Source organism: Alteromonas sp. B31-7 (assembly GCF_015767655.1).
Taxonomy (GTDB): Bacteria; Pseudomonadota; Gammaproteobacteria; order Enterobacterales; family Alteromonadaceae; genus Alteromonas; species Alteromonas australica.
In genome coordinates, this window is record NZ_CP065233.1 from 3,593,666 (window position 1) to 3,618,962 (window position 25,297).

At 43.9% G+C, this 25,297-nt stretch carries 23 protein-coding genes, 1 tRNA gene, 1 pseudogene and 1 CRISPR repeat array; of the genes and pseudogenes, 7 read left to right on the forward strand and 18 right to left on the reverse strand.

What is annotated here, in order from left to right:
- Positions 1 to 38: 38 nt before the first annotated feature.
- From srmB to hemW, 3 genes are all read left to right on the forward strand, one after another.
- A complete protein-coding gene (srmB, locus tag IUA53_RS15660; RefSeq protein ID WP_196897390.1) occupies positions 39 to 1,265 on the forward strand; it encodes an ATP-dependent RNA helicase SrmB in 1,227 nt (408 codons plus the stop codon).
- Between the two features lie 220 nt (positions 1,266 to 1,485).
- The gene (gene rdgB, locus IUA53_RS15665) at positions 1,486 to 2,088 is read left to right on the forward strand and encodes an RdgB/HAM1 family non-canonical purine NTP pyrophosphatase (RefSeq protein WP_196897391.1); all 603 of its coding nucleotides are present in this window, start codon (positions 1,486 to 1,488) and stop codon (positions 2,086 to 2,088) included.
- Positions 2,081 to 3,220: a radical SAM family heme chaperone HemW gene (gene hemW / locus IUA53_RS15670; RefSeq protein ID WP_196897392.1), complete on the forward strand. Its 1,140-nt coding sequence runs from the start codon at positions 2,081 to 2,083 to the stop codon at positions 3,218 to 3,220. The genes rdgB and hemW overlap by 8 nt, the downstream gene beginning before the upstream one ends.
- Before the next feature lie 3 nt (positions 3,221 to 3,223).
- On the opposite strand, the gene IUA53_RS15675 is transcribed toward hemW, so the two are convergent.
- The 9 genes from IUA53_RS15675 to IUA53_RS15715 form a co-directional block, all read right to left on the reverse strand.
- The gene (locus IUA53_RS15675; RefSeq protein ID WP_196897393.1) at positions 3,224 to 4,027 is read right to left on the reverse strand and encodes a YggN family protein; all 804 of its coding nucleotides are present in this window, start codon (positions 4,025 to 4,027) and stop codon (positions 3,224 to 3,226) included.
- Positions 4,028 to 4,207: 180 nt separating this feature from the next.
- The gene (locus IUA53_RS15680; protein WP_044446328.1) at positions 4,208 to 4,726 is read right to left on the reverse strand and encodes an Lcl C-terminal domain-containing protein; all 519 of its coding nucleotides are present in this window, start codon (positions 4,724 to 4,726) and stop codon (positions 4,208 to 4,210) included.
- Complete coding sequence (locus IUA53_RS15685) at positions 4,726 to 6,495, reverse strand: Lcl C-terminal domain-containing protein (RefSeq protein WP_196897394.1); 1,770 nt, start codon at positions 6,493 to 6,495, stop codon at positions 4,726 to 4,728. Before IUA53_RS15685 ends, IUA53_RS15680 begins: the two co-directional genes overlap by 1 nt.
- A gap of 93 nt (positions 6,496 to 6,588) precedes the next feature.
- A complete protein-coding gene (locus IUA53_RS15690; RefSeq protein WP_044446326.1) occupies positions 6,589 to 7,080 on the reverse strand; it encodes a PAS domain-containing protein in 492 nt (163 codons plus the stop codon).
- The gene (locus IUA53_RS15695) at positions 7,080 to 8,075 is read right to left on the reverse strand and encodes a response regulator (RefSeq protein WP_196897395.1); all 996 of its coding nucleotides are present in this window, start codon (positions 8,073 to 8,075) and stop codon (positions 7,080 to 7,082) included. The genes IUA53_RS15690 and IUA53_RS15695 overlap by 1 nt, the downstream gene beginning before the upstream one ends.
- Before the next feature lie 188 nt (positions 8,076 to 8,263).
- Complete coding sequence (locus IUA53_RS15700) at positions 8,264 to 8,971, reverse strand: LrgB family protein (protein ID WP_196897396.1); 708 nt, start codon at positions 8,969 to 8,971, stop codon at positions 8,264 to 8,266.
- A complete protein-coding gene (locus tag IUA53_RS15705) occupies positions 8,968 to 9,351 on the reverse strand; it encodes a CidA/LrgA family protein (protein ID WP_196897397.1) in 384 nt (127 codons plus the stop codon). The genes IUA53_RS15700 and IUA53_RS15705 overlap by 4 nt, the downstream gene beginning before the upstream one ends.
- Before the next feature lie 100 nt (positions 9,352 to 9,451).
- Positions 9,452 to 10,243 carry a LytR/AlgR family response regulator transcription factor gene (locus IUA53_RS15710; RefSeq protein WP_196897398.1) on the reverse strand — a complete coding sequence of 264 codons (792 nt, stop codon included), beginning with the start codon at positions 10,241 to 10,243 and terminating at the stop codon, positions 9,452 to 9,454.
- Positions 10,244 to 10,341: 98 nt separating this feature from the next.
- The gene (locus IUA53_RS15715) at positions 10,342 to 10,668 is read right to left on the reverse strand and encodes a DUF3718 domain-containing protein (protein WP_196897399.1); all 327 of its coding nucleotides are present in this window, start codon (positions 10,666 to 10,668) and stop codon (positions 10,342 to 10,344) included.
- 238 nt (positions 10,669 to 10,906) lie between these two features.
- Between IUA53_RS15715 and IUA53_RS15720 the strand changes: the two genes are divergently transcribed.
- On the forward strand, positions 10,907 to 11,566 hold the full coding sequence (locus IUA53_RS15720; protein ID WP_196897400.1) for a hypothetical protein: 660 nt from the start codon (positions 10,907 to 10,909) through the stop codon (positions 11,564 to 11,566).
- Positions 11,567 to 11,602: 36 nt separating this feature from the next.
- On the opposite strand, the gene IUA53_RS15725 is transcribed toward IUA53_RS15720, so the two are convergent.
- A complete protein-coding gene (locus tag IUA53_RS15725; protein ID WP_044446316.1) occupies positions 11,603 to 11,932 on the reverse strand; it encodes a hypothetical protein in 330 nt (109 codons plus the stop codon).
- Positions 11,933 to 12,143: 211 nt separating this feature from the next.
- Positions 12,144 to 12,938 (reverse strand): MbnP family protein, encoded by a 795-nt coding sequence (locus IUA53_RS15730; protein WP_044446314.1) that lies wholly within the window; start codon positions 12,936 to 12,938, stop codon positions 12,144 to 12,146.
- Positions 12,939 to 13,219: 281 nt separating this feature from the next.
- Between IUA53_RS15730 and IUA53_RS15735 the strand changes: the two genes are divergently transcribed.
- Positions 13,220 to 13,296, forward strand: a tRNA-Ile gene (locus tag IUA53_RS15735).
- An 89-nt stretch (positions 13,297 to 13,385) separates the two neighbouring features.
- Here IUA53_RS15735 and IUA53_RS15740 read toward each other — a convergent pair.
- The 5 genes from IUA53_RS15740 to csy1 all read right to left on the reverse strand — a co-directional run bounded on the left by IUA53_RS15740 (position 13,386) and on the right by csy1 (position 19,428).
- On the reverse strand, positions 13,386 to 14,579 hold the full coding sequence (locus IUA53_RS15740) for an ISL3 family transposase (protein ID WP_196897401.1): 1,194 nt from the start codon (positions 14,577 to 14,579) through the stop codon (positions 13,386 to 13,388).
- Between the two features lie 138 nt (positions 14,580 to 14,717).
- Positions 14,718 to 15,345: direct repeats of the CRISPR family, unit length 28 nt; unit sequence TTTCTAAGTGGCCTGTGCGGCCATGAAC.
- A 129-nt stretch (positions 15,346 to 15,474) separates the two neighbouring features.
- Positions 15,475 to 16,083: a type I-F CRISPR-associated endoribonuclease Cas6/Csy4 gene (cas6f, locus tag IUA53_RS15745; protein ID WP_196897402.1), complete on the reverse strand. Its 609-nt coding sequence runs from the start codon at positions 16,081 to 16,083 to the stop codon at positions 15,475 to 15,477.
- Between the two features lie 4 nt (positions 16,084 to 16,087).
- On the reverse strand, positions 16,088 to 17,071 hold the full coding sequence (gene csy3, locus IUA53_RS15750; protein WP_196897403.1) for a type I-F CRISPR-associated protein Csy3: 984 nt from the start codon (positions 17,069 to 17,071) through the stop codon (positions 16,088 to 16,090).
- A 48-nt stretch (positions 17,072 to 17,119) separates the two neighbouring features.
- Positions 17,120 to 18,091 carry a type I-F CRISPR-associated protein Csy2 gene (gene csy2 / locus IUA53_RS15755; RefSeq protein ID WP_196897404.1) on the reverse strand — a complete coding sequence of 324 codons (972 nt, stop codon included), beginning with the start codon at positions 18,089 to 18,091 and terminating at the stop codon, positions 17,120 to 17,122.
- Positions 18,091 to 19,428 (reverse strand): type I-F CRISPR-associated protein Csy1, encoded by a 1,338-nt coding sequence (gene csy1, locus IUA53_RS15760; RefSeq protein WP_196897405.1) that lies wholly within the window; start codon positions 19,426 to 19,428, stop codon positions 18,091 to 18,093. Before csy1 ends, csy2 begins: the two co-directional genes overlap by 1 nt.
- A 60-nt stretch (positions 19,429 to 19,488) precedes the next feature.
- On the opposite strand from csy1, the gene IUA53_RS15765 reads away from it, so the two are divergent.
- Positions 19,489 to 20,657, forward strand: a protein-coding gene (locus IUA53_RS15765) for an IS3 family transposase (protein WP_196897259.1) whose coding sequence is annotated in 2 segments (ribosomal slippage) — positions 19,489 to 19,741 and positions 19,741 to 20,657 — 1,170 coding nt in all. Because the reading frame shifts where the segments join, the coding sequence is not laid out codon by codon here.
- Positions 20,658 to 20,689: 32 nt separating this feature from the next.
- Here IUA53_RS15765 and IUA53_RS15770 read toward each other — a convergent pair.
- Positions 20,690 to 21,850: pseudogene (locus tag IUA53_RS15770) on the reverse strand (DUF4158 domain-containing protein); the annotation flags it as partial.
- A gap of 337 nt (positions 21,851 to 22,187) precedes the next feature.
- Between IUA53_RS15770 and IUA53_RS20520 the strand changes: the two are divergent.
- Positions 22,188 to 22,499 carry a DUF6194 family protein gene (locus tag IUA53_RS20520; RefSeq protein ID WP_052806712.1) on the forward strand — a complete coding sequence of 104 codons (312 nt, stop codon included), beginning with the start codon at positions 22,188 to 22,190 and terminating at the stop codon, positions 22,497 to 22,499.
- Between the two features lie 791 nt (positions 22,500 to 23,290).
- Here the strand turns inward: IUA53_RS20520 and IUA53_RS15775 are convergent.
- Positions 23,291 to 25,297 (reverse strand): methyl-accepting chemotaxis protein, encoded by a 2,007-nt coding sequence (locus IUA53_RS15775; protein ID WP_081099405.1) that lies wholly within the window; start codon positions 25,295 to 25,297, stop codon positions 23,291 to 23,293.

Here is a 25,297-nt window from a genome sequence, read left to right on the forward strand (position 1 = left end):
TACAATACGCCCCATTCATTTAGAGTATTTTTTAAACTATGACTTTCGAAGAACTCGAATTAGACGATGCACTGTGCCATGCAGTTGCAGATATGGGGTTTGAAACCCCAACTAGCATTCAAGAGCTTGTTATCCCTCACGCCTTAGACGGGCGTGATATTTTGGCCTCTGCGCCAACCGGTACAGGTAAAACGGCGGCCTTCTTATTGTCTGCTTGTCAGTTTTTACTCGATTACCCACGCAAGCAGCCAGGCGCTACACGTATTCTTATTCTCACACCAACCAGGGAACTCGCCCTGCAAGTACATGAACAAGCAAAGGCTATTACTCAGCATACGCAATTAGTATGCGGTGTCATTACGGGCGGCATAAATTATGGCACCGACAAAGAAACCCTGAGTCAAAATCTGGACATTTTGGTTGCTACACCTGGCCGTCTACTTGAGCATATCGAAAAAGAAACCGCTGACTGCCGCGATATCGAGTGCTTAATCCTTGATGAAGCGGACCGCATGCTGGATATGGGTTTCTCAACGGTCGTTAACCAGATTGCTGCCGAAGCGCGCTGGCGCAAGCAGAACCTGCTGTTCTCTGCCACATTAGAAGGTAAAGGCGTTCAAACCTTTGCAAAGGATATTCTTAATAACCCTGAAGTGATTGAAGCGAACCCGTCTCGTAAAGAGAAGAACAAAATTCATCAGTGGTATCACCTTGCTGACGACATGAACCACAAGCAAGCTTTGCTAGTGAATATTTTGAAGCAAGAAACGACGACGTCAGCGGTTGTGTTTGTGAAAACCCGCGAACGCCTGCAAATGCTAAAAGACTTCTTAGCCTCGAAAGATATTCCAGTGTGCTGGCTACAGGGCGAAATGCCACAAGACAAACGTATTGCAGCGCTAGCCCGTTTCAAAAGTGGTGAAGTACCTATTTTGCTGGCAACGGATGTTGCTGCCCGTGGCATCGACGTACCTAACGTAAGCCATGTAATTAACTTCGACATGCCGCGCAAAGCTGACGTTTACGTGCACCGCATTGGCAGAACCGGCCGCGCTGGCGCCAAAGGTACTGCAATATCTTTGGTTGAGGCCCACGATTTTGACATGGTAGCCAAAACCGCACGTTACATGGGCGAACCACTTAAAGCTCGTGTTATTGACGAGTTACGCCCTAAAAACAAAACGCCGAAGATTGGCCCTAAAAAGAAAAAAGTGAAGGCCAAAGACAAAGCCAAGGCAAAAGCTAAGCCTAAGAAGAAAAAGTAAAACTCGAGCACGTAGAGGGTGAGCGATGCGACGGCCGAAGGTTGGGAGTGGCTTTCGCAAACACGCGGTAAACACATCCATGTGCGCTCCGCTGCCGCATCCCTGCGGCAGAGGGTTTGCTCAAACCACTCCCAACCTTCGTCCTGAATAACCTAAAGTAACCCGATGAATGTGTTCGAGCTTATTTCAGGAGCAAAGAAACAACGAGGAGTCTGGCACAATGAAATTCCCAGAAAAAATTGTTTTAGCCACAGGTAATCAAGGCAAGGTGCGTGAGTTTGCATCCTTGTTTGCAGAGTACGGTGTAGACGTTGTGGCGCAAAAAGAATTAGGTGTATCTGATGTGCCTGAAACAGGTACAACATTCGTTGAAAATGCCATTATTAAAGCGCGTCATGCCGCAAAAGTAACAGGCCTTCCTGCTATTGCCGATGACTCAGGCTTGGTGGTCGACGCGCTTGGCGGTGCTCCCGGTATTTATTCAGCCCGCTATGCTGGCGCTGATGCAACTGATGATACCAATATCGACACGTTGTTAGCTGCCCTAGATGGCGAAACCCAGCGTAAAGCGCATTTCTTCTGTACTTTAGTGTTTATGCGCCATGCTGAAGACCCAGTACCACTGGTTAGCCAAGGTAAGTGGCAAGGCGAAATTTTAACTGCTCGCTCTGGTAACGACGGTTTTGGTTACGACCCAGTATTTCACGTGCCAACTCATGGCTGCACTGCCGCAGAATTAGAGAAAGCCGAAAAGAACCGCATTAGTCATCGCGGCAACGCCCTAGCGATTTTGCTTGATAATATGAGAGCGACTTTTGCGTAATCCACCGCTTAGCCTTTATATCCACATTCCTTGGTGTGTTCAAAAGTGTCCGTACTGTGATTTTAACTCTCACGGGCTTAAATCTGATTTACCCGAGAAAGAATATGTAGCGCACCTGTTGGACGATTTAGCCATTGATGCGAAACGTATTGGCGACCGCCCTGTTGAGACTATCTTCATTGGTGGTGGCACGCCTAGCTTGTTTTCTAGCGAGGCCATGGCTGACATCTTAAACGGCGTTAAACAGCGGGTTAACTTGAGTGACACTGCTGAAATAACCATGGAAGCCAACCCAGGTACCGTTGAAGCAGGTAAGTTTGCAGGCTTTTATCAGGCAGGCATAAACAGAATATCGGTGGGCATTCAAAGTTTTCAGCCTAAGCATTTAAAAGTGCTAGGCCGTATTCATAATGACAGCCAAGCTGAAAATGCGGTAAAACAAGCCCACAGTGCGGGGCTACCTACGTTTAATTTAGATCTCATGCATGGCTTACCAGAGCAAAGCGTAGAGAATGCCATGGCAGATTTAACACAAGGGATCGCATTAAACCCTTACCATTTGTCGTGGTATCAACTCACTATTGAACCCAATACGCCTTTTTATTCGCGCCCACCTGAATTGCCACACGACGATATTTTGTGGGAAATTCAACAACGCGGACATGAGATTCTTGAAGCCGCAGGCTATCATCAATACGAAATATCTGGCTACGCTAAACACGGGCATCAATGCCAACATAATTTAAACTATTGGCGATTTGGTGATTATCTGGGTATCGGTTGCGGCGCTCATGGCAAAATTACCGACGCGAGTAAAGGAACCATACATAGAACGGTAAAAGTAAAACACCCGAGAGGCTACATGGAATTGAGTAGGCCATACCTGGATACTCAAACCCTCGTGGAAGAGGACGACTTACCGTTTGAATTTTTTATGAATAGGTTTAGGTTAGTGGAGCCTTGTCCTATTGACGACTTCTCATCATTCACGGGGCTGTCATTGCCGAAAAACGTGACTAATGCATTGGCCGACGCACAGCAGCAAGGATTACTTCGACTATCACCTTCACACTGGCAAGTGACTGATAAAGGCCGCCGGTATTTAAACACACTTCTCTCTTGTTTTGTGTAATCGTTAATCTTTGCTGTCTTGGCTAGAAGTAATAATGTTATACGGTTTGAACGCGGGGATGCTCTCTCGTAACTTTTCTTCAGCAATGTCTAAGCGTTTAAGCTTGTTACAAAACCACTGCGCCTTTTTACGAAGCGTGGTGGCTTTATCGCCTACATCGCGCTCGAGTTGTTCACCCACCGTTTCAAGCTGACGGGTAATTTCAGCCACTTTATCACTGCTGACTTCGCCATTACTGGTATTAATGCCACTAATCGCCGATAAAATGCCGCCTACTGAGGTGGAAATTGCTTCTTCAAGTTGTGCTTCTATTTCGCTATCCACGAAATCATCAACACTTTCTAGCGATCCAGGACCGATAAAATAATGGTTGCTCGCATGGCGAAACTTATCTTTTACCCGCGCCTGAACGCGTTTCATCGCGGTATTCAGCCTAGCGTAGCTGTCGTGATCGCTACCCACTAACCCCAGATAGACATGCTCTATGGTATCAATAGCCAAATCCACGCCTTCAGTAGCCAATATAATCATTTTGGGCACCACATAATGTAGCCCATCGGAATACTCTTGCAACCACACAGCCTGTTCTGGCGTGAGCTCTTGCCATCGGCCTGCGATGAAAAGCTGATCTTGATTATTAATTTGAACAAGAGTTCTCGACTTTTCCATCACTCTGACTTGAGTGTCGTTAACGGCAAGGCCATAGCCAAAGTCGATATTACAGGTAAATTCAGCCATGGCCGGCGTACACCAGCTAAGCGAAAGAAAACTAAGTAAACCCGTAATCAGGTATTTAAAATCATTCATGTGAGTATTGTGGCTAGCTTCTTCTGAAATAGGAAGGTGACATGAGTCTAAACCGCTAAAAATCAGGGTGAAGCAGAGGCGAGAAGTACCTTTATGACAAAAATAAAAGCACGCAGTATAACGGCGTGCTTTTTAGTATTATACTTAAAGCCTTTGTATTTATACTAAAGACTAAATGCTTTAATCGTCGGTGTACGTTCTCACTAAACGCACGTAAATGTAGCGATCTTTCTCCTTTATAGAATGACTCGCGTTAAAGAATGCGACCACCCAAGCCCTATCGGGATCGTCTGAGGACGGTGTTGAAGTCCAAAAGTCATCTGGTGGGGTTTCTGGAAATAATGTGCTATTTACCGCGGGACGCACACATTGGCGCTCTGCAATAGAAGCCAACTCTTTTACGTTCGGTAACCGCCATCCTAATAAATCTTCGTTACTGGCTTCATGCGCTAACTGCAATGCTTCTTGCCATGTGTATTTCACCGCTTCACCGTCACAGGTGGTGCCATCCCAAGTTTGCCCTTCAGCACATCGTTTCCATACTAAATCTGTTGTATCGTGCAAATACGTACTATCTGAAACGACACTAAAATCAGATTCTGGTGTGGTTTCAATGCCGCTAGATAAGCAAGTCTGAGCGCTAACATGTCCACAGATACCCATTAATAAAGCCAGTGAGGCAACTTTCTTATTCATCATTATCTCCCTGCTCTGACTAAGCGAACTCGCGCCGCGGTAGATTTATTTAAAAAGTTGTCTACGCCAGAGTCAAAATCTAACGCCCATGCATTTTGTGCATCTTCACTATTTACACCGTCAGCACTGGGTATGGAGGTCCAATACCATACAGGGCTAGTACCCACCGTGCCTGTATAGGGGAAGTAATCTTCATCTATGGCAATGCTGTCAGACAACCCTAAGTGCATAAGTGTGAATAGCTCATGGTGAGTTGGCATCCGCCAGTCATAAAAGCCACATAACCCTTGTTCGTTCAGTGCATTTTCATAGGCTTGCGTATTGCAGCTAGTTAATGTACAGCTGGTATCATCGCCATTTTCATCGCCCACGTAGCCGCCATTTTCATCGTCGCTGTACCACGAATAAAGATAATCTTTGTCTTGTAAACCACCGTCATCGGTTTTTACTTCCCACACTAACCCCGTAACGTTATCGCGAACGCAAGACCAAGTGTCGGCGCTTGCATCCTGCTCATCGCCGTTTGCGTTTAAACGCGTAAAATCGAAACCGGCTTTTCCTCGCCCTGCTTTTTCGATATAACCATTTTGCTCCACAATGTCAGCACCTCGTTGGCCATCTTGACCGGGCCAGTCGTTTTGCTGTGCCTCGGTGAGTGCGTTGTTTGTGGCTTGCTGTAAAAAACCTGTGTCATTGATAAGTGGCGTGGGCATTTCTCTCACCCCCACGTTAATGGTGTCTTCCACTTGGTTACCAAAAGCATCTGTCACTGTGAGTGTGTAAGCCACCACTGTGTACTCGCTTACCGAGGGTGCAATGGCAAAGGTAGACAATACATCGGTGTCGTCGATGGCTTTTATGCTTACGTACCCGTCCTTCTCAGTTTCCGCGTACTGGGAAGCTGTTACGTTGTTACTTCGTGCCCAGCTATAGGTTAAAGGTTCAGCTTCAGAAATACTGGTACTGGCCGTGCCCTCTAAAATAATGACTTCACCGCTAAAAACACCTTGAGAATATCCTGCATCCACAAGAGGTAAAGTGTCACTTTTGGACTGTATAGTTAGCGTGACTGTCTCTGTATCAGTCGCACCTTCACTATCTGTTACTTCTAGTTGAAATGTCAGACTTTCTTCGTCGTTTAAAATGGGGGTTGTAAAGGTAAGTGTAGATAAATTCGTTTCTTCCCCCACAATCACGTTGGTACCGTCGGTTTGTGTCCAGCTATATTCACTTATCGCATCGCTGGTATCGCTAGCGTCCTCATCGGAACTGCCCGAACCATCTAGGATGACCTCAACGCCTCCAGGGAAATAGTTTTCGCCGAGACCGTCCCATTCGGGAACCGAAATGGCAGCGACTGGGGCAATATTGACTGGGCTCACGGTGATAATAGTGAAGTCGCTGTCGGTATTTCCAGACGTATCATTTACCGACACCGTCAGCGTATATTCAGTGTCTACAGACACGGCAGGGGCAGTAAAACTGGCTTCTGAGGAGCTCGTATCGTCATGTGTTAACGTTAACGAAGGCGATGCGGTCCAATTGTAGGTGTATTCCCCGTCACCACCGGTCACTTCCGCGCTTAGTGAATAGGTAGCACCTTCGGTGACGGTATCATCGGGCCCCGCATTGACGAGTAATTCAGTGTCGTTATCACTATTGGAACCACTATCTGAATTGCCGTCAGAACCGCCACCGCACGCGGATAAAAAGAATACTGTGGCAACGGTGAAAAGCGCACACTTAGCATACGCACCACTTCTAATTTGCATAAGAACTCCCACAATTCAACACACTATAAGTAAGGGCCGAATAAAAAACGTGAATAAATTTAACTGTGAGTAGAGCGCATGTTGTGATGCACTTTATAGCAGGGATTGATTGCGCTCTTGCGCCTCAGATATGGACACCTGTAGTGCCTCAAGTTGTTTTTTCCCTACCGCCACGTCCGTCATGTCGTAAATCATCATACTGACGTAATCAACTTTACCGGTCGCCGATGTCAGCGGCGTTAAAGTGATATTTTGATACATAAATGACTCACTACCTGTAATCGGCCGATAGTTGGGAAACTTGAATAAATAAGGGCGCTGTTCCCATGTCATAAAGGCACGGGTTTTTAGATCAAATACGGGGTTAGACTTCTTCTTAAACCAGTCCTCTTTAATCGCCGGAAAGAGGTCGAATAACGATTTATCTCGGACTTCGCTGGGTAACATACCACTGTGGCTTTCCATGAACCCATTCCAGACTTGAATTTGGAACTGTCGATTAAACACCACAATGCCCACGTCCACAGATTGCAGCATGTCCATCATCCAGTGGAATTCTAACAACTCATCTAATTGCTGGCTCATTACATATCCTCCAACAAGTGAGCTAACTTAGCGTTCATGGTTTTCATCGACTCTTCGGTAAAGAGCAAAATGAGATCGCATTGAACGTTGTAACCTTCTAGCCCGTAGCTTAATTCAATGGCAAGGGTACGTTTCCACTGCATTTGATTCATACTGATAATCTCAGTAATGGCTCTGTGTTGACCCAATACTATAGGGTGCCCCTGACTGAAATTCACATCCATTTGTACCGCTAACCCGCTTAAGCAAGTGCCAATGAGTATGCTGGCAGCGTCCATTAGCAATTCAAGCTGTAGTTGATCGTCTACCTCACCTTCTACATTGAGTATTTTAGCCACGTCTTCAAAACTGGAATCACTTAAAATGCACAGCGCTTCGCCACTGATACCTGGGCCTAGGAAGCCTTGGCACACCGCAGTAACTTGCTCATGGCTCTCAATATCTGACAACATCATATGCAATTCAGACACTTCAATAAGATTAACATTAGGAATGGGTAAGCGAACAAATACGTTCATGATACGGGCAAGGTGATCGCCAGCCTGCCCCATCGCAATATTGGTAATTTCTTGGTAGCAATCGCGAATATCTGGGTCTAAGGGGGTTTGCTCAACCACCTCTTCCACTTCAACGTGACGAATGTGATGCTTTTCAAGCATTTCGCTCAGGGTTTTAGGATTAACCGGTTTGCGAATAAAGTCGAGTGCACCTAACGCGGTAACTCGATCGTAAGCCTCTGGCTGTATATCGCCGGAAATGACGATGACTTTGGTGTTTAATCCTTGATTTTTGATTGCTTCTAGCGTGCCATAACCATCTAATATAGGCATATTTAGGTCGAGTAGAAGAAGATCCCCTTTTCCTTCGCTCAACGCTGCCACAGCTTCTTGGCCATTTTTAGCAAAATGTACCGCTACATCCCAATCCTGCGGTAAACATTTAGCCACTTGCTTGCGAGCAACCAGTGAATCGTCACAGACGAGTACAGAAAACATTGAGCGAATACACCACCTTGAATTGACGATAACGCAAGTAATGCGCACCACTTTAACTTTATCGGCACTTAAACCAGAAACTAAAGCCACCAAAAACAACATGTCTATAGTGACGTGTTATTGCTCTATTAGGAATAGCACTTTTGGCGGAATTTGCCACATTCAATCGGTGCAAATTAGCACAATGGCTAAGCGCTAATAAAAAATAACGGCAACACAATGGCAGTAACAATACCGTTGACACACAACCCCAATGTTGCCATTGCAGCTACATCATCGCCCAGTTGCAATGCTTTTGCCGTGCCTACTGCGTGGGCTACTGTTCCAAGCGCTATACCTTGCGCTTGAGTGTCTTCGACTTTGCACAGCTGAAAAACCCAAGAAGACATAATTGCACCTGCAATCCCTGTCATGATGACAAACACAGCGGCTAGCGCAGGAGTACCGTTGATTTGGCTTGCGGTTTCCATGGCTAAAGGAGTAGTAATTGACTTCACCAACATTGACATCTGCAAAGCGGCAGACGCACTGCTTATCCATAAACCAAACCATGCCGTAATGGGCGCAATCACGCCGCCAATAACGATACTAAGAAGCAAGCGCCAGCCATAATGCTTGAGCACTTGCCATTGTCGGTAAATGGGTAAGGCCAACGCCACAGTTGCTGGGCCTAGCAACCAATGAAGGAAACTTGCGGACGTCTGATAGTTTGCCACCGACACCTGACTCACTAACAGGGCCAAGCTAATTATTGCAGAAGTGGTAATTAGAGGATGGGCAAGAGGGTGTCCCTTGCAGTGTTTATTCAAAACAAGCGCAGCGGCGTAGGCTATTAAGGTAAGGCTTAGCCAAACCCCGCCCGTGATAGATAGTGTTGTAGAGAGAATATCGCTCACTGATTCCCCCTATCGCCCTGCGGGTGTCTATGGCGCATAAATTTACTAGCAATTTTAGCCGTAACTCCCAAGCTAAATGCAGTAGACAAAACCACAGCAACCACAATCGCTGCGCCATGGCGCTGAATGTCGGGCCAATACACAGACACACCAAGCACGGCAGGTACAAATAGAACTGACATATGTTTTAGTAATGGCGCGACGGCGTTAGAAACTAAAGGTTCAACAATATGAAAAGTAAACAAGGCCCCTAGCAGCAAAAACAACCCAATTAGGGTACCTGGGAGTACTAACTCAAAATGGGCAGAAAGAAAAACACCAGAATAATAGCAAAAAAGTACCGAGGCCCAACCCGACAGCCATTTTACTGCTTTATTCATCGACTATCTCCCTTACTGCATGACATCGCGCTTTAGTAGGCAGAAAGTGTAACTGATATCACAGACGAGATACTAGCAGGACAAAGGTCTTATTGTATGTTCACTGCAGTTCAGCAAGCATAGACGCGGCTTTTGTAGGGTGCCATTGCGGCGTTTGATAACGTCGGCTCATCTTAAACCGCTGACCATCATCTAATATGACATGAAGCTGACTCCCTACTTTGTCTATTTTATCTACAAAGTCGAGATTAACCGCAACCGAACGGTTACACCTTATGTAATATTCATGCCCTAACTTTTGCATCAGTTGACATAGGGTTGAACGTACTAACAAACGCCTATCAAGGGTATGAATTTCCATATAATCCCCACACGCTTCAATCCACTTAATATCCTGTGGTTGTAAACAACACCGTCCATCTTGTGCTTTTACACTGACGATACCTGGCGCTTTAATAAGCGCGTGTTGACGACGAAGCGTAGCTAAAAGCGCATGCTCATTCACACCGTATTGAATGCATAACCCCTTCACCAAGCGTTGATATTGTCTGCGATTATGGGCTTTTTCGCAATGAAGGGTTAAGCGCTGAATGACGCATTCCAACTGTTTTTCATCAAAGGGGGCATGAATAAACCCTTGGGCAGAATAGTGAAAAGCCGTTAAGGCATCGGATGTGGTTTCGCCCACCGCCACCCAGCACGAAGAAGGCGGGCAAAGCGACGCAAAACCTACGGTTAAAAAACTTAAAGCGTTCGGGTTTCGCTGCAACAACGCACTACAATCTTGCTCATTCTCGGCATGATATATAGTGTCGAAAACATCCAGATGACAAAGCAAATTCACGAGCTTTGTTGCCTGACTTACCGATTGTAGAAAAACCAATGCAATCATGTTTAATACAGTTAAAGAGTTTACGCGATACTAGGGAGAAAAAGGGACTGTGCAGAGCACAGTCCAACGCCCAGGGATGGTATCAAAGTAATGTGTCATTAACGTTTAGCAGTAAGCGTGGCGCTGTCGGCATTGGTACGACGAGCAATAAGTTTACCCGTGGTAGAAGCATTATGTGTAAGCGCAAAGGTCAACATGTCTTGGCCGTTACACACTAAGCCTTTATTAAGGGTTTGAAAGCTTAAACGGCTGCGCTTTACTGCGCGCATCAAGGCTAAACGGTTATCACTTTTTATTGCTTCACACACGGCAATAAGATCGCTTTCAATTTCTTTAGGGTAATCTCTTGCGTTTGCTGAACCAGCAGCTAAAGCAAGTGACATACAAACGAGTGCAGATAAGGTAACGCGGCGTGACATAGACATAATCAATTTCCTCTGATGTATTAAATGTATGCGACAACGACCTATTTTCGTAACCGCACACATAAACTAGTGAAATTTTGTAATAATCACGCTATAAAAACGTTAAAAGGTCGCTTTTTGCGACGTTGCGATAAGATGCCCATAAAGGCCGTTTAATTATCGTTGTAGCCTGCGGTTTGTCGGCATTTGTACACACTTTGATACAACCATTGAACTTTTATGAAACAGGGAAGACAACATGCTAGAGCAACAACCCTACCATTTGATTCGAGAACAAATGCGCCCCGGTGACATCATTGCATTTGGTGGTAACAGTCTATTTTCAAAATGGACAAAGCTGACTACTCGTTCTGCGGTGACACACATTGCCATCGTGATGCAAACTAAAATGCGAGACGAAGACAGTGGCAGGTACTTTAACCAAGTGATGGAAGCCACCGTATATGAAGGCAAAAAAGGCGTGATGACAAACCGGCTAAGTGAGCGGGTACATACTTACGACGGCGATATCTGGTGGTTGCCACTGGGTGAAACAGCACGACAGCGCTTTAATGAGAGAAAACGCGACTTTTTCAACTTTATGTTTGCTCAGGATGGAAAAAAATATGATGTGCTTCAATTATTCGGATCGGCAGTTGATGCACTAGACGATCACCCTATCTTTAAGAGCATCAGTTACAACCAAGAGGACTTTAGCAGTTGGTTTTGTTCAGAATTAGTGGCAGAAGGATTAGAAACGGCGGGGGTTATTTCAGGGGTAAATGCGTCGGAAGTCACCCCAGTAGACATATGCCGATTTTCAATTTTTGAGCCCAGGTATGTACAAGTAAAAGGCGAAGGTAGGCTGATAACCGGATTTAATAGCTTATCGGCAGACAACTGGGGGCAAATTGCTTAAGCCCCCGCGTTGTCCCGCGTTATAATACAGAACAGCTTAAAAAATGCTGTCTTGATGTATTTTAATAAACATACTAGTACCAATTTTACTGTAGTCTATTTTGTATTCTTTACCGTTAAGGGTTTGAATAAACAGTAGTGTTTTTTCATCACCAAAAACATCGCCCGTTGTTACGTCAACAAGCTCCATATCCATCATTTTGGCTTCGCGTTTGTTTTCAGGGATTTTCCCATCATACTGCTTTATGCCTTTATAAGTCACGATTATCGGTGGATGCTCGTCACCATTGATGACTAACAAATCTAACTTTCTAATCTTATGGATAATGGTGTTACGACCACTAGTAATGAACGGCTTCTCTGTCATTCTTCTCTCCGCACCAGTCTGACTTATTTAGATCTGTGTAAAATTTGACTCAATAACGCCAAAGTTTAACATGCTAAAGACAATATAAATATTGGCATTTGGTTGAATTTATTGTCTAAAGTATAAACACAAATTCAACAAATAGTGTAATTTAGTTAACTAGGGTCGTATTTTTACGTAAACAAGCCTACCTACGCAACTAAATACCTCACTAATCCCATTTCAACCAAGGCCTATGCAATAAGTTTTTAAGCAGCTTATTACACGGCGGTGCTTCTGGTGACTGCACCGCGCAGTCTTGTGGCAAATCTAAATTTACTTGCGAAACAATATTAGAAATGGAGATCTCAAGCGCTAGGTCGGTATCTAATTGTGTCATAGGAAGGATGAACTCCACGCGGTTAGTAAAGTCACACACTTTTTCTGGCGCTTCGTCTGCTGACGCCGAATGACACCCTACACTGCCTAAACTATAGCGCCACTGTTTGTCTGACGCTGCGTGAGACAAGTCCAAGCGCATAAACTTGTGCCCCTGCTGCACACTGTTAAACATGGCTTTGTTATTTAATGGTGTGGCTAAAGACTCTGGTGATTGATGGTTTTGTTCAAAAGGTAAGCCCAGCGTAAAACGTAAATTTGTGGCTAGCTTCATAAACTCATCAGACACGTCCAATATAATCTTACTGTTGGCGTTTTCAGGGTGATTACAAAGAGAATGGAACGTAAGAAATGCCACGTTTTTCGTTTGCCATTCGTTTTGTTTGAATTTAACCACCTGCCAGCGGCCATCTATACGAACCTCAGGATTGCTTAAGTAAAAGCCAAAATAATCTAGTTGCCATTTGTCTTGCCCAATACGCGTTTGCAATGGACACGCGCCCGTTTCAACGCCAATGAGTTTAAACGGAATTTCTCCCGACTCACGCTTATCGAACCCAATTTTAGTACAGGCCGATAAGCTAAGTAGTGAGAAGAAGACCACACCAGTACGCAATATAATATTCATGTTTTAAAAACTACCCAGCTATAAATAATGAATGCAAAAGAAGAAAGAGAAAGGCTTCTGTAGATTCGACAACAACGAAAGGCAATAGTGCTAGCCCGCCTACCTATTCGTCAAGAATTGCTTTTAATTAACATGAAATTGAGGTGAAAGGGCAAGCACCTGAACAAAAATAAAGCAAACTGTTCACAGTACGCTGTTCTAGACGTGACAAGAGATTTAAAACTGCTTATACTTGCGCTCGCTTGTTAGGTCGCTGTACCTAAAATCACAAGTTTCAAAATGGCCCCATAGCTCAGTTGGTTAGAGCATCCGACTCATAATCGGCAGGTCCCCTGTTCAAGTCAGGGTGGGGCCACCATTTTTCCTCGCTTCAAGCGATAGTAACTACCAACCATATTTTCCTGTGCTACATATGTGGGCTCTACCCCATAAACGGGGGATCAGCACTCATCTTACCCTATTGATAACACCATCCCATCCGCAATGGGTCATCACTCTTATTCTGTAATTTTCAAAGTTTCTAAAACCATACGCTCTTCTCGATATCATTTCCATTTTGTTGTGGAAGCCTTCGGTGACGCCGTTGTTCCGTGTAAAGCGCCACATTGCCACTATCGGTTGTAGCCAGGACGTCAGGGACTTCGCTAAGGCTTTGAGTGGGCTTTGATGCAATTGTGCGAGTAACTCTAAGAATTGAGGTAGCTTTTTTTCCATCCGATTTTGGTTCATCGTTTTCATCAGCACGAAACGGATAAGCTTTTGTTTCGTTATATACAATGCGCGTAGGACGGGGTAGTTCGCCAAGTAACGGTCTAAGTTTGCTCTGTTATCTTCGTTTAGTCGCCATTGATGCCGTCGCATTAAACTCAGTAAGCCACGATTCTTTCGCCCCTCGGGGTGCTGTATTTGCCATGCTTTCAAAAAATGATGGTTTATCAATCGCACGACATGAAAGCGGTCAGCGACGATTGTCGCGTTAGGAAAGTACTTTTTAGCAATGCTGCGATACGTTTCGGACAAATCCATAGCGATGAGTCGCACGTTTTCTTTGCCGGGTAAATGGCGTAGATAGCTGCGTAAGCTCAGCTCAGAACGCCCCAACTTCACATCAAAAACGTTGCGGTTACGTAAATCCACTAACGTAGTGGCGTAGCCCTTTTTGCGCGTGAAGAAGTGTTCGTCTATGCCCAACATCTCGGGGCAGGGGCGACTGATAATCTCTTTATATTTTTGGCTGATATGAGATTGGTACCACCGCTCTACCGTAGTTGGACTAATGCGATGTGTGCGTGAGATGCCACGCTGCGTAACACCGCCGTGGTGCGCCTCAAAGACTTCCAAGCGAAAGCACTCTGATGCCCGATAGCGAGGCCGAATCCCAACAAAAGGATGCCTGAAATAACGACCACAGCATCGACAATGATACTTAGGCACCTTTAAATGTAGCGTTAGCACCTGATTACCTTGACGCGTGTGCTTTACAGTGCGCTTATGTGTGGCTTTTATGCGTAAATGTCGACTCTCACAATGCTTGCATAGAGGCTTTTTAGTAGGCTTCGCCCACACTTCAATAAAATCATGTCGATGAACACGTTCTATTTCTAACTCACTTATGCCTAAAATAGTACCTGCGTGGGACATCTGTACTCTCCATTAAATGATTCTTCGCAAAATCAGTTTAATGAATGCGGATGTCCCCCGTTAATGATGAAGAGCCTATACACTTAACTTAAATTATCATTGGTGCACAAAGCATTAAAGAGATGCTACCTCCATGTATTTCTAAGTGGCCTGTGCGGCCATGAACTCTGTTATTTCTAACCGATACCACTGCTTATTTTTCTAAGTGGCCTGTGCGGCCATGAACGATGCCACATGTCGGGCTATGTTGATTGGGAGTTTCTAAGTGGCCTGTGCGGCCATGAACTCATCCCACTGCTCGCCGTCCGTCCACCCATCTTTCTAAGTGGCCTGTGCGGCCATGAACACTTCACGCCGAATAGCCATCTCACTGTCACGTTTCTAAGTGGCCTGTGCGGCCATGAACGTTGAACAACTTTAGCGCCAACCTCCGGTGATTTTCTAAGTGGCCTGTGCGGCCATGAACTGGCTAACGATACGGAACTGAATATCGACCTATTTCTAAGTGGCCTGTGCGGCCATGAACACTTATCGATTGCGGTTCTAACATCGGTTTTGTTTCTAAGTGGCCTGTGCGGCCATGAACTTGCTTGCCTTGGATCCATCCGGTGAACTCTATTTCTAAGTGGCCTGTGCGGCCATGAACACTTATCGATTGCGGTTCTAACATCGGTTTTGTTTCTAAGTGGCCTGTGCGGCCATGAACGCAGCCTTAATTTTTGGCTCGCTATACTTTGCTTTCTAAGTGGCCTGTGCGGCCATGAACCGTAAAATTTGCTCAAAAAAATGATGTGTATAAATGCGTTAGAGTAAATCTAATGGAAATACCAATTATTTCTTGGCACCTCTAACGCATTGTTATTTTCACTTAATTTTAAAGAGCGAAATTTATTAGTCAAAATTTGGGTAAAATAGCCGTTCGGTTTAATCCATAGGTGTTGAATCGCTGGTGATCTTGCAGCTCAACAGTGTTGTCAACAACACGCTTCCTATCAATGTTTAAACAGAACTCATTCCCGCTGGTCAAGCTTTTAAGTTTGATAAAGGGGACTCGTGATTTAACGTCGTCCTGTTCATAGCCTTCATAGTTCGATAAAGCTTGCTCATAGGTCTCTTCGTGCCTTTTCATCCTTCTTCGGATGTGCTTCTCCAATGAGCCCTTTGTATTCTCTCGAGAAAAGCTTTCATAGCTATCAGCTTCGGGAACAAGCGCGATCTCTTTAACATGAACATAGTCAGATAGGCGACGAAGCCACTTAATAATATCTAAGCGAACTAGGTCGGCCCTATCCAAAGCCATCAGGCGCAACTTCTGACCAAGAAAACCAGGTTTATTGTTCATGTATTCTCGGTATTCGGGAAAGCTTGTCGCGACTGGCACCTGTTTAGTGTCGTCTTGAATTTCCACCAATGCTAAATGAACTTGCATCATTACCTTGGACCATAGGAAATGTATACCTATGTCGTCACTGGGCAAAAGAGTAATGTCTATGTAGTGTTTCATTTCACTACTCTCCAAATACGCCACCACGGATAAACATGGCCATAATATAGTGCTGTTGTTCTACACTTGGCTCTTTACCTTTCAACATCCAACCATCGAGCAGGTTGTAAAAGTCTGTTTTCTCTTTAGGTTGACGATAGGCAGCTCCACGGTTAGTAACTGAGCCATAGGGCTCCACGGCAATAGGGCCAACATCATCTGCAGCGGGGTGCCATGTGTCTATTGTTCTTAGTGCATTTCCTATCTTTTGTGAATGTATTGCGGCTTGGCCATCAAGCTGGTACAAAAACTTGCTCTTATCACCTTTAGCTCCCCCCATTACTAACTCTTGAGATGGGTACACTGCTTGACCTTCTCCTAGTTGAGCAAACGCCTCTACTTTCAGTAAACAATGGTCTTCTGTTAAACCTTTAACAATATGGTTAGCAAGTTGAGTAATTTTTTCATCTTTTGAAAATGTATGTAGAGAGTAATCTTGTGTGTCGAATTCTGTCGTTTCACCTTCAACTGTAACTACAATTTTTATTTGCTGGGCACCGACTCGGTTACGCCATAAGAAACGCCCGCTCGCGATGTTAAAAGCATAGCGCTCTGCAAGCTCCATGAAACCAACGGTTGTTTGATAGTTACTGATTTTTTCAGCTAGCGCTGCTTGGTAGTCAGGGCTATTGCATGTAGAAGGCGTAGACAAACCACTCAGCACACGTAAGGTAAAAACCACCTTTAATGTATCCGTCTTATGATCGAGCGCTGCGATGTCCACTGTTTGAAGATTTGCTTTTGATACTTCCGCATCAAGCTTGACAGGATCATTGGCCATTGCCGCCTTAAGACGGTTCGATATTGTTCCCCTCACCGCTTTTTCACCGACCTTTATTGGGTCCCAACTTTCCTCTCCCCAGTTGCCGGCAAACATCAATGCATCAGAAGGAATTAATTTTGCTTCAAATGCCAATACTGAAGGGGTTTTTAGTTTAAGTTCTGCCATGATGTATCTCCATTACCAATGTTAATTCAATTTATATTTGCTGTTCGTTTAAAAGGTCATTTCACTGCTTTCGTCGAAGTTATCGGGCTCTACTAGATCTTCGACGAAAGGCTCAGATTTCGCTAAGTACCAAGGGTATTGGTGCTGGTATCGCCAGATCGCCGTATTAATTGACGGCAGTCCATGCAGGCTTTTCCATTCTCCAACACTGTAAGCCGCTTCGGCGAAAAGTGCTGGCACAAGAGGATCTCTTATATTGGCAATTTCACCCTGCTCATACACTTTTGAGATAGCGCAATAACCCGTATTTATGGGTACTAAATAGCCTGGGTGAGGCTTTCTTACGTAATGCCACTCCGCTTTAACAGTGCCACTTTCGTTACTCGAGCTTGACGAATCGACAATGCGCTTCGCTTCATACTTAAGCGATGTAAAATCGCACCAAGCATCGAACTGTGTTGCCGTGCTGTCCTTTTCCTGTAATGCCCTATAATGCGCGGCAAGATAATCACTACGGTCAACGAGCGCAAAACCTGGCATCAGCTGTCGGAGTGTGGCGAGTTCGTTATCTAAAGTTGTAATAGAAACACTTTCAAAGCGCACAATCTGTCCACCAGCAAGGCGCAATGTGGGAAGAAGATGTGTCACAGCACAGGTAAGTTGCTCACCTGTCACTTGATCTCCAGCTTGATAGCCTTTCATTTCAACTAATAGTGAAATTTCCATGGATAAACGACCCTCTTCGTTGATAGGGGCTGTATCTCCTTTCTTGGTTAATGGATTTCTAGAGAGTGCAAAAACATAGTCGCCCCACCCTTTAGGCTGGCGGACATGAACGGTGTTTTTGTGGCTAATGACCATGACACCATCTAAAGCCACGTTAAGCTCATTAGGAAGCTTTCTAGATATCGCGTGTGCAAATCCTAAAAAGTTGGTTATTGCAGGAAAGCCGTAGGTAAGACCAGCAATAGCATTTGCGTTTTGGACATACAGTTTCTTAATCAAAAGGTATTGGCTCATTAAATGCCCCCCTTTGCTGGCGTTACACGCTCAAAACGCGTTAAGTGGTGTAAGCAAAGTTTATGAAAGTAAGCATGCTCAACATCACCCAATAGGTAGTGTTCGTCACTTTTTAGCTGCTTGATTAGCCAAGTAGCAAAGTCATTCGCTACTACTGAAAGCCAATTGCGCTTACCACGCTCAGTTTGAAAACCTGAATCTTCGTTGTTGAGATCTAACCAAAGTGCATGCTCGGCTTTAAGGCTGCATTCAGGCAATAGCGCCCAACCACTTTCTATTTTTTGGATTGAGCTGGCGTAATGTAGTAATTGCTCAATGATTGGGATGACAAAATAATGATCTCGCTTATAGCGCGTTTTAAAGTTGTTTTCGTGTGGTTTTAAATTTTCCAAAAACGTTTTGAACTCTCTTAAGCTAGCAATCACTTTTCTCGTAAATTGATTATCGAATATAGTTTTGTGAGACAGCGGGGGCTTGGCCTGTGGCTGAAAGGTCGGTGGTGAAGCATTGAGTAAAAATGTCTGACCATACCGTTCGCGGTTCAGTTGTGAAATGTTTTGAGCATTTGAACCGCCAAACTTTTGTATAGCGGTTTGAGGAAAGTTAACGTCCATTAAACTATGGTAGTTGCCTACTTTTCGCGCTTCCCTAACCTCTTTGCTAGTACCATAGCGTGATGCAGTCACTTTCTCATGAAGTTGGTGGCATAACGCGGAGGAAAATAAAGGACATATCAGGTGATACTCGCTCTCTTCAGCGTTTGAAACTGGAAAGTACACCTGCTTCGTTAAACTATTAACGGTTAACTCTTGGTCACCCAACGCCTCTTTAAACCCCTCAACCCAAGAAGACAGCAATGCTGCATCAGAGGTAAATTCACTCAGCGCGGGCGACGAGCCTTGTTGGATTTGATTTATAAGGCCTTCACCTTCTACTTTGAGGTTTAGCAGCTTGGCCACATCAAGTATAGCCGCATTGCAAACCGCATCTATGGCTTTATCTTTTAGAGAGCTCGTAACTAAATAAGCATCGTCCAAGACAGTGTGTTCAACAACTAGCCGGCTTGTCGCCTTGGCATCACTGTGCGTGAACTTAGCTGCGTGTGTCGCCAAACTGATTTTTTTTGCTCGTTTAGCGGCGTTGGTTAACCAAATTTCCGGTTCAAAGCTTTCTTCAATAGACAAAGCCGCAGAACGATATTCAGTGTTGGCTGCAGCAATGGCTGCCTCATCACCTTTATCTATAACTTTCTGGCGCATCTTTTCTAATGACTCAAGTTTCGCTGTTTTTCGCTGCTCTATGTAGTTTGCAATCGCTTCGGCTAACGTCATATCCATGACGTGCTCCAATAGATTCACGCAGCCAGTTAAGGGATAATTATCTCAACTGGAGTGTATATGAAAACGCGAAAAAGCTATTCAAAAGAATTCAAACTGGACGCTGTTAGTCTGGTTACAGAACAAAATTATAAGATTGCTGAGGCTGCTCGTAGTCTTGGTATTAGCGCGAATATGTTAGGCCGCTGGCTTAAAGAGCAAGAATCAGAAGGCGCTCACGCATTTCGAGGCAACGGTAAGTTGACACCGGAACAGGAAGAAATTCGTCAGTTGCGAGCAGAGAATAAACGCCTGAAAATGGAGAAAGAGATCCTAAAAAAGGCGACGGTCTTCTTTGCCAAAGAAACCAAGTGAAATACGGTTTCATTACCCAACATAAGAAGACCTGGCCGATTAGTCTGATGTGTCAGGTTCTGGGAGTCAGTCGCCGTAATTACTACAGTGCAGTGCGACGAAACGAGCAACTCGAACCAGACCCTCAACATGATGAGCTAATTGAATGGGTACAGAAGATAGCAGATGCCAGTGACTTTACCTATGGCGTAAGGCGAATGAAACGCGCGCTGAATTCGCTCGGTTATCCGGTTGGAAAACAGCGAACGAGAGCCTTGATGAAAGAAGCCGACGTGAGCGTCAGACGACGTAGAAAATACAAAGTAACGACCAACAGCGACCATCAGCAACCTGTATTTGATAACGTGCTATCACGCGACTTTGATGCGCAAAAACCAGACCAGGCGTATGTCTCTGACATTACCTATATCTGGACGCAGGAAGGCTGGCTGTATCTGGCCGTTGTCATCGATCTGTTCTCACGCAAAGTCGTGGGTTGGAGTATGTCTTCTCGGATGAGTGCCCAGCTTGTGTGTGATGCCTTAACAATGGCTTTATGGCAACGTAAGCCCAAGGCTGGCCTGATACATCATTCGGATCGTGGTTCGCAATATGCCAGCCGACAATTTAGACAGCTACTGGCGCAGTACAAGGTAACAGGTAGCATGAGTAGGAAAGGTGATTGTTGGGACAATGCCGTTGTAGAGAGCTTCTTCGGCACATTAAAACAAGAGCGAGTGCAATGGCGTCATTACCAGAGCCGTCATGCTGCTCAGCAGGATATCCTGCAATATATTACTATGTTTTATAACAGCCAAAGAATGCACTCATATCTGGATTACAAAAGTCCAAACCAATATGAAGCTGACATGGCTAACTTAGGAAAAGCGGCTTAACTGAGTTGTGTGAATTTGGTTGACCACGTCAGTTGCCACTGGTACTCTTCCACGGTCCGTTTCTGTTTTTTCAGGTAAAGGCAGAGGGTCTGGATATCCCTGTCATTCATGACCTTCAATGCCTGTTGTCTGACTACTGAGAAGGGTTGATTATCATCAATGTTCTCATCCACAAACAGATGCAGTAACTCTGCCGCTTTCGTGACATTGTCCGCGGCTGACTGCCAGGACAGGAACACTGCTTGTTGTGCAAAGGTGTTGGCAGCTTCTTGTTGCTTGCGGATATGGTAAATGAACCCATCAGTTAACCGTTCCAGTGCCAGTTGTATCCGCTCTGTCAGGTGACATAGCAACCATAGATGCTGCTGTGCGCGTTTGAATCGTTTGAGTTTACTACCGTAATAGTTGATGAGCTCACCGAAGTGTTGTCGATTTTTAAGAGACAGATTAAGCCCATCGATAACGCCATTGATTTGCGTGCGCCATGGCGCTAACTGATGATAAAGGGCAAGCTCTTTTTTAAGTTCAGGTACGGTCAGACTTTTTGCACCGCCTCTGAGCTGGTTCAGGCTTAGTCCGTCATCAATGGCTGTTATGCTGTCCAGAAAGACGTGAAGTTCAGGACTGGTGAGTTGATTAAGTTGGTGCGCCAGGTCTTTTCTGACCTGCTGCATCGCTCTGCTTATCAGTCTCTGGAGTACGGTGTACCTAGGGATAGCAATGCTGTGACTGGTTAGGAATTCAATAGCAGTATCAAAGAGGTAACGCGGCTCCAGCCAGGCATTGCCCACCTGAACAAGGTGGTCGAAAAGAGAATTGAAGTGCTGACTTTCGTCCCATTTGTGATAACCAGCAAGGTCTAATACTTTTGCGTAGAGTCGATCTTTTTGTTTTTGTGAGGGAGTGAATGGTCTGAGCCCCTTGCCGCCAAGCAGCTCTTTACTGATGAACATTAAATCCTTAGAAACCTGCGAGTAAGCGATATCTAGGATGACGGGCTTTGATTTGAAGTATCCCAAAATCGCGACAAAGTAACATCTATGAGCTCTGAGACGAATTGACCGAAAAACTGCCAATTCCGCATCGTTCAGAGAAAAGTACAGACGTTGTTCTTCGATTGAAAAAATGGGTGGGGAATAAAGATCTGCCTGTTCTGCTCTCGTGAGAATAGTAATTTCGTTTTTGATGGCCATATCAGGGCTGTTCCGTATTAAATGTACGATATTTACCTAATTTGCCACACTTATAAGTAGTAACCCACCTCCGCAGCCATTTATTGGTGTGGTCTACAGAGGATTAAGTCTTTTTAGAGGGGAAAATCCCTAGAACCCCATATCGGTTCTCTTTCTCGCCATGGCTGCTCGTTCCTTCAATAAAGTGATGAAGATGAGCTTACCAATTGATTTAGTGAGAAAAAGAAGAAGATTTCGGGATTCCGATCAGTGATTTCGGAAAAACGTCATTTTTGACCGGATAACTCCGAAATAGGCGATCGGATTAGACCGAAATCAGTGATCGGATTGAACCGAAATGGGTGATCGGAATGGGCCGGAACATGCAAATAGGAAAGGTGTATTCAGATTGAGCTTTCCACTCAATAAGTCAACGTATGAAGATAGTTTCGGAAAACATCCTGAACGACCTCTCAAAGGTGAAGTGATTAAGAGTCATTTTGACTTTACAGAACTAAACCTATTGATGCCCCACCCTGTTTATGGATGGATGTCTTGGGTTCAAATTCTCAATCCATCACATACAAATTTCGAATTATTAATGCCCAAGCTTGAAGTTGCTTATAGTTGTGCTCAAAAGAAATTCGAAACTAGAAGTATGAGACGGTAAAAGGGTCTGCAGCTTGATTATGCCCAATCATAAAGCAGTCAATTACTACCACAATTTACTTAATCGATGAAAAAAAGATTAGATTTGACTTCGCTTGTCTAAGTGAATAATTTCAATTAATACCACCCTTCAACTAAATAATATCTTTTTGAACAGTCAGTACTCTACTTATACCCCTCGAAACAAGTTTTCTCATCAATTTACATATATTCATTACATCAAAAGCACTCGCTCAACTCCTAACAGACATTGTTTGTTAATGACTGTACTTTTCCCGCGTCAATAGAGTGTCGTTCTACAAGAGTTCGTACAAGATGGCACATTGACCATCTGATTGAAAGTTACTCATAAAAATCAATACATTACAAGTCACACAAAGATATAGCCAATATTTTAGAATTGATAACGTATACAGCAGACTTTGATCAACCTCTCATATTGAACTATAACATCTAGCAGCCAAAAAAAGCCCGGCATAAAGCCGGGCAAACAGACATACGTAGCCTCAGCCAAGACTACGAATAGCCGACGGACACATTCGCCGGCATCCAACTTCCCAGACAAGAACTGCTACGGAGATAGCATGCCTAGGAATCTGAATTTCCAATTTAAAACAGGAGAAATTAAATAGCATCTAAAAATTAAAAACCCGCTCTTAATTTAATATACAATAATTAAAAATAGCTTCTTTAAATTTATTTAAATTGATATTATAAAGATAGAGGGCTGCTCATTTTGTTTCACAAAGATTCGAGACCTTTTCAAAATAAGCGCCCTCTATTTTAATAATTTCATATATCGAATAAAGCAACCACCTCATTTATTGCATCAATTTGCTCTGTAATCTTTTCCGCACTATCCTTAATACTTTCTATTTTACTTAAAGAAAGATTGGCGCTGTCTGAAATTGATTTAATATTCAGCGCAGATTCTTCTGTGCTTACCATTTGTTCTCTAACTGCTTCTTCGGTTTGCGCTGTCGTACTTGTTATTAATGATATATTTTGAACGCTAACTTCCATTGCATCGTAAACTTTGAAAATTTGATTCTTAGAATCGTTCAACTGTTTTTGACTTGTATCCATAGATGACACAACACTTGCTGAGTCAGTATTGAGTTCCTCTATCAGGGTTTTAATCGAGTTGGTTGAACGTGTTGTTTGCTCCGCTAGTTCGCGAACTTCATCTGCGACGACCGCGAAACCTCGACCGTGTTCTCCTGCACGGGCAGCCTCAATTGCAGCATTGAGTGCTAAAAGGTTTGTTTTCGAGGCAACTTCATTTATGACCTCTACGATTCCACCAATGTTTTGAGTAGAATCCTCAAGCTTAGAAATTAGACTCGATGTCTCATTCATTTTCCCTTCGAGCAAAGTAATGGTGTCAACACTAGCCTTAACTTTTTCTTGCCCCCCCAAGATGTCCTTTTTAGTAATCTTTGCCAAAGTATGATTGTTATTCGTGAATTCCTGCACTTCTTTAATAGAAACATCCATTTGCTTTAACGCCGTAACTATCTCAACTATGTCTTTATTTTGTCGTTCCAAATTCTCCTTAAGCTCACTTGATATAGATAAGTTTGAATCTGCTACGTTTGTCAAATTACTTGAAGAAATGCTAAGTCTAGATAAGAAGTTATGTGTCTCTGAAATAAGAGTATTAATAGAAGAAACAAGTGAACGAAATTCACCAGAGAAAAAGTTATTCATTTCTTGCTTGTAATTACCCTTAGCTAAAAGAGATAATTTTTCAACCGTTTCACGAAGGGGTATTTTTATCGACTTACCTATAAATAGAGAAATAGTGCATGCCACAAGTACTGAAACAATCGCAGTAATCACAATCAAAATATAAGAGTTAGTGAGTTGTCCCTTTATCTTACTTTGCAGCTCAAGGTTATTATTATTACTAACGTTAAGTAACTCTGTCGCAAGTAAATTAACCCTGTTCGTTCTACTTGAAAAGTCTTTAACTAATTCAGATAAAATACTCTGACTATTTCTAAAATCAACAAACTGATTAATAATCCCTTCTTCGCCTTGGATACGATTGAGGAAATCCTGCTTTTTGCTCAAAATAAAATCCAATTCGCTTACTTCGTATATCATGTCTTCGATGTTTGCATCCAACAAGATGGTACTACTCTGTAACAGGTCGATATTGTTTTCGATTGGTTCCCCAACTGATTGATTCAGTAATGTGATCATTATGTATTCGACGTTGGTGAAGTCATTCAAAATTGTGGACAGTAGGTTTGCAATATAGATATCTTTCGCAGCGGCGCTTTGAGACATCTGAGTAATTGAGAGTTTTAATTCTGAGGAGAGGAGAAATAAATCAGACATCCCAGACTGTATACTACTGCGGACCGACAGGTTCTTTTCCATCAACGACGTCACGTTTACCGCACTAGCTTTGTTTTCTTCTATCAAAGAAAGCGTTTCATCTAGCTCATTTTCTATACTAAAATTCTTTACAAAACGAGAAAGAGCTTCGGCATTTTCAATGTGAGCAAGCAGCTCGATATACAAGTCATTTGCACTATCAAGCCTAAGGTTTAGTTCTTCTAGTGTTTCGCTATTTTCGAGGTCTAAGATTGTTTTTCCATACGCCAAGTTTAACTTTGACAAACTGGATATCGATTCATGTAGTGGAAATGCCGTCTCAGAGACAGCCTTGGTACTCTTACCAAATGCCATTACTGCAACAAGCGCTATCAAACTGATCACGCCGACGAGAAATGACATTACGGTAAACCCAAGATATATCTTTGTTACTACTGACAGGTTTTTAAACAT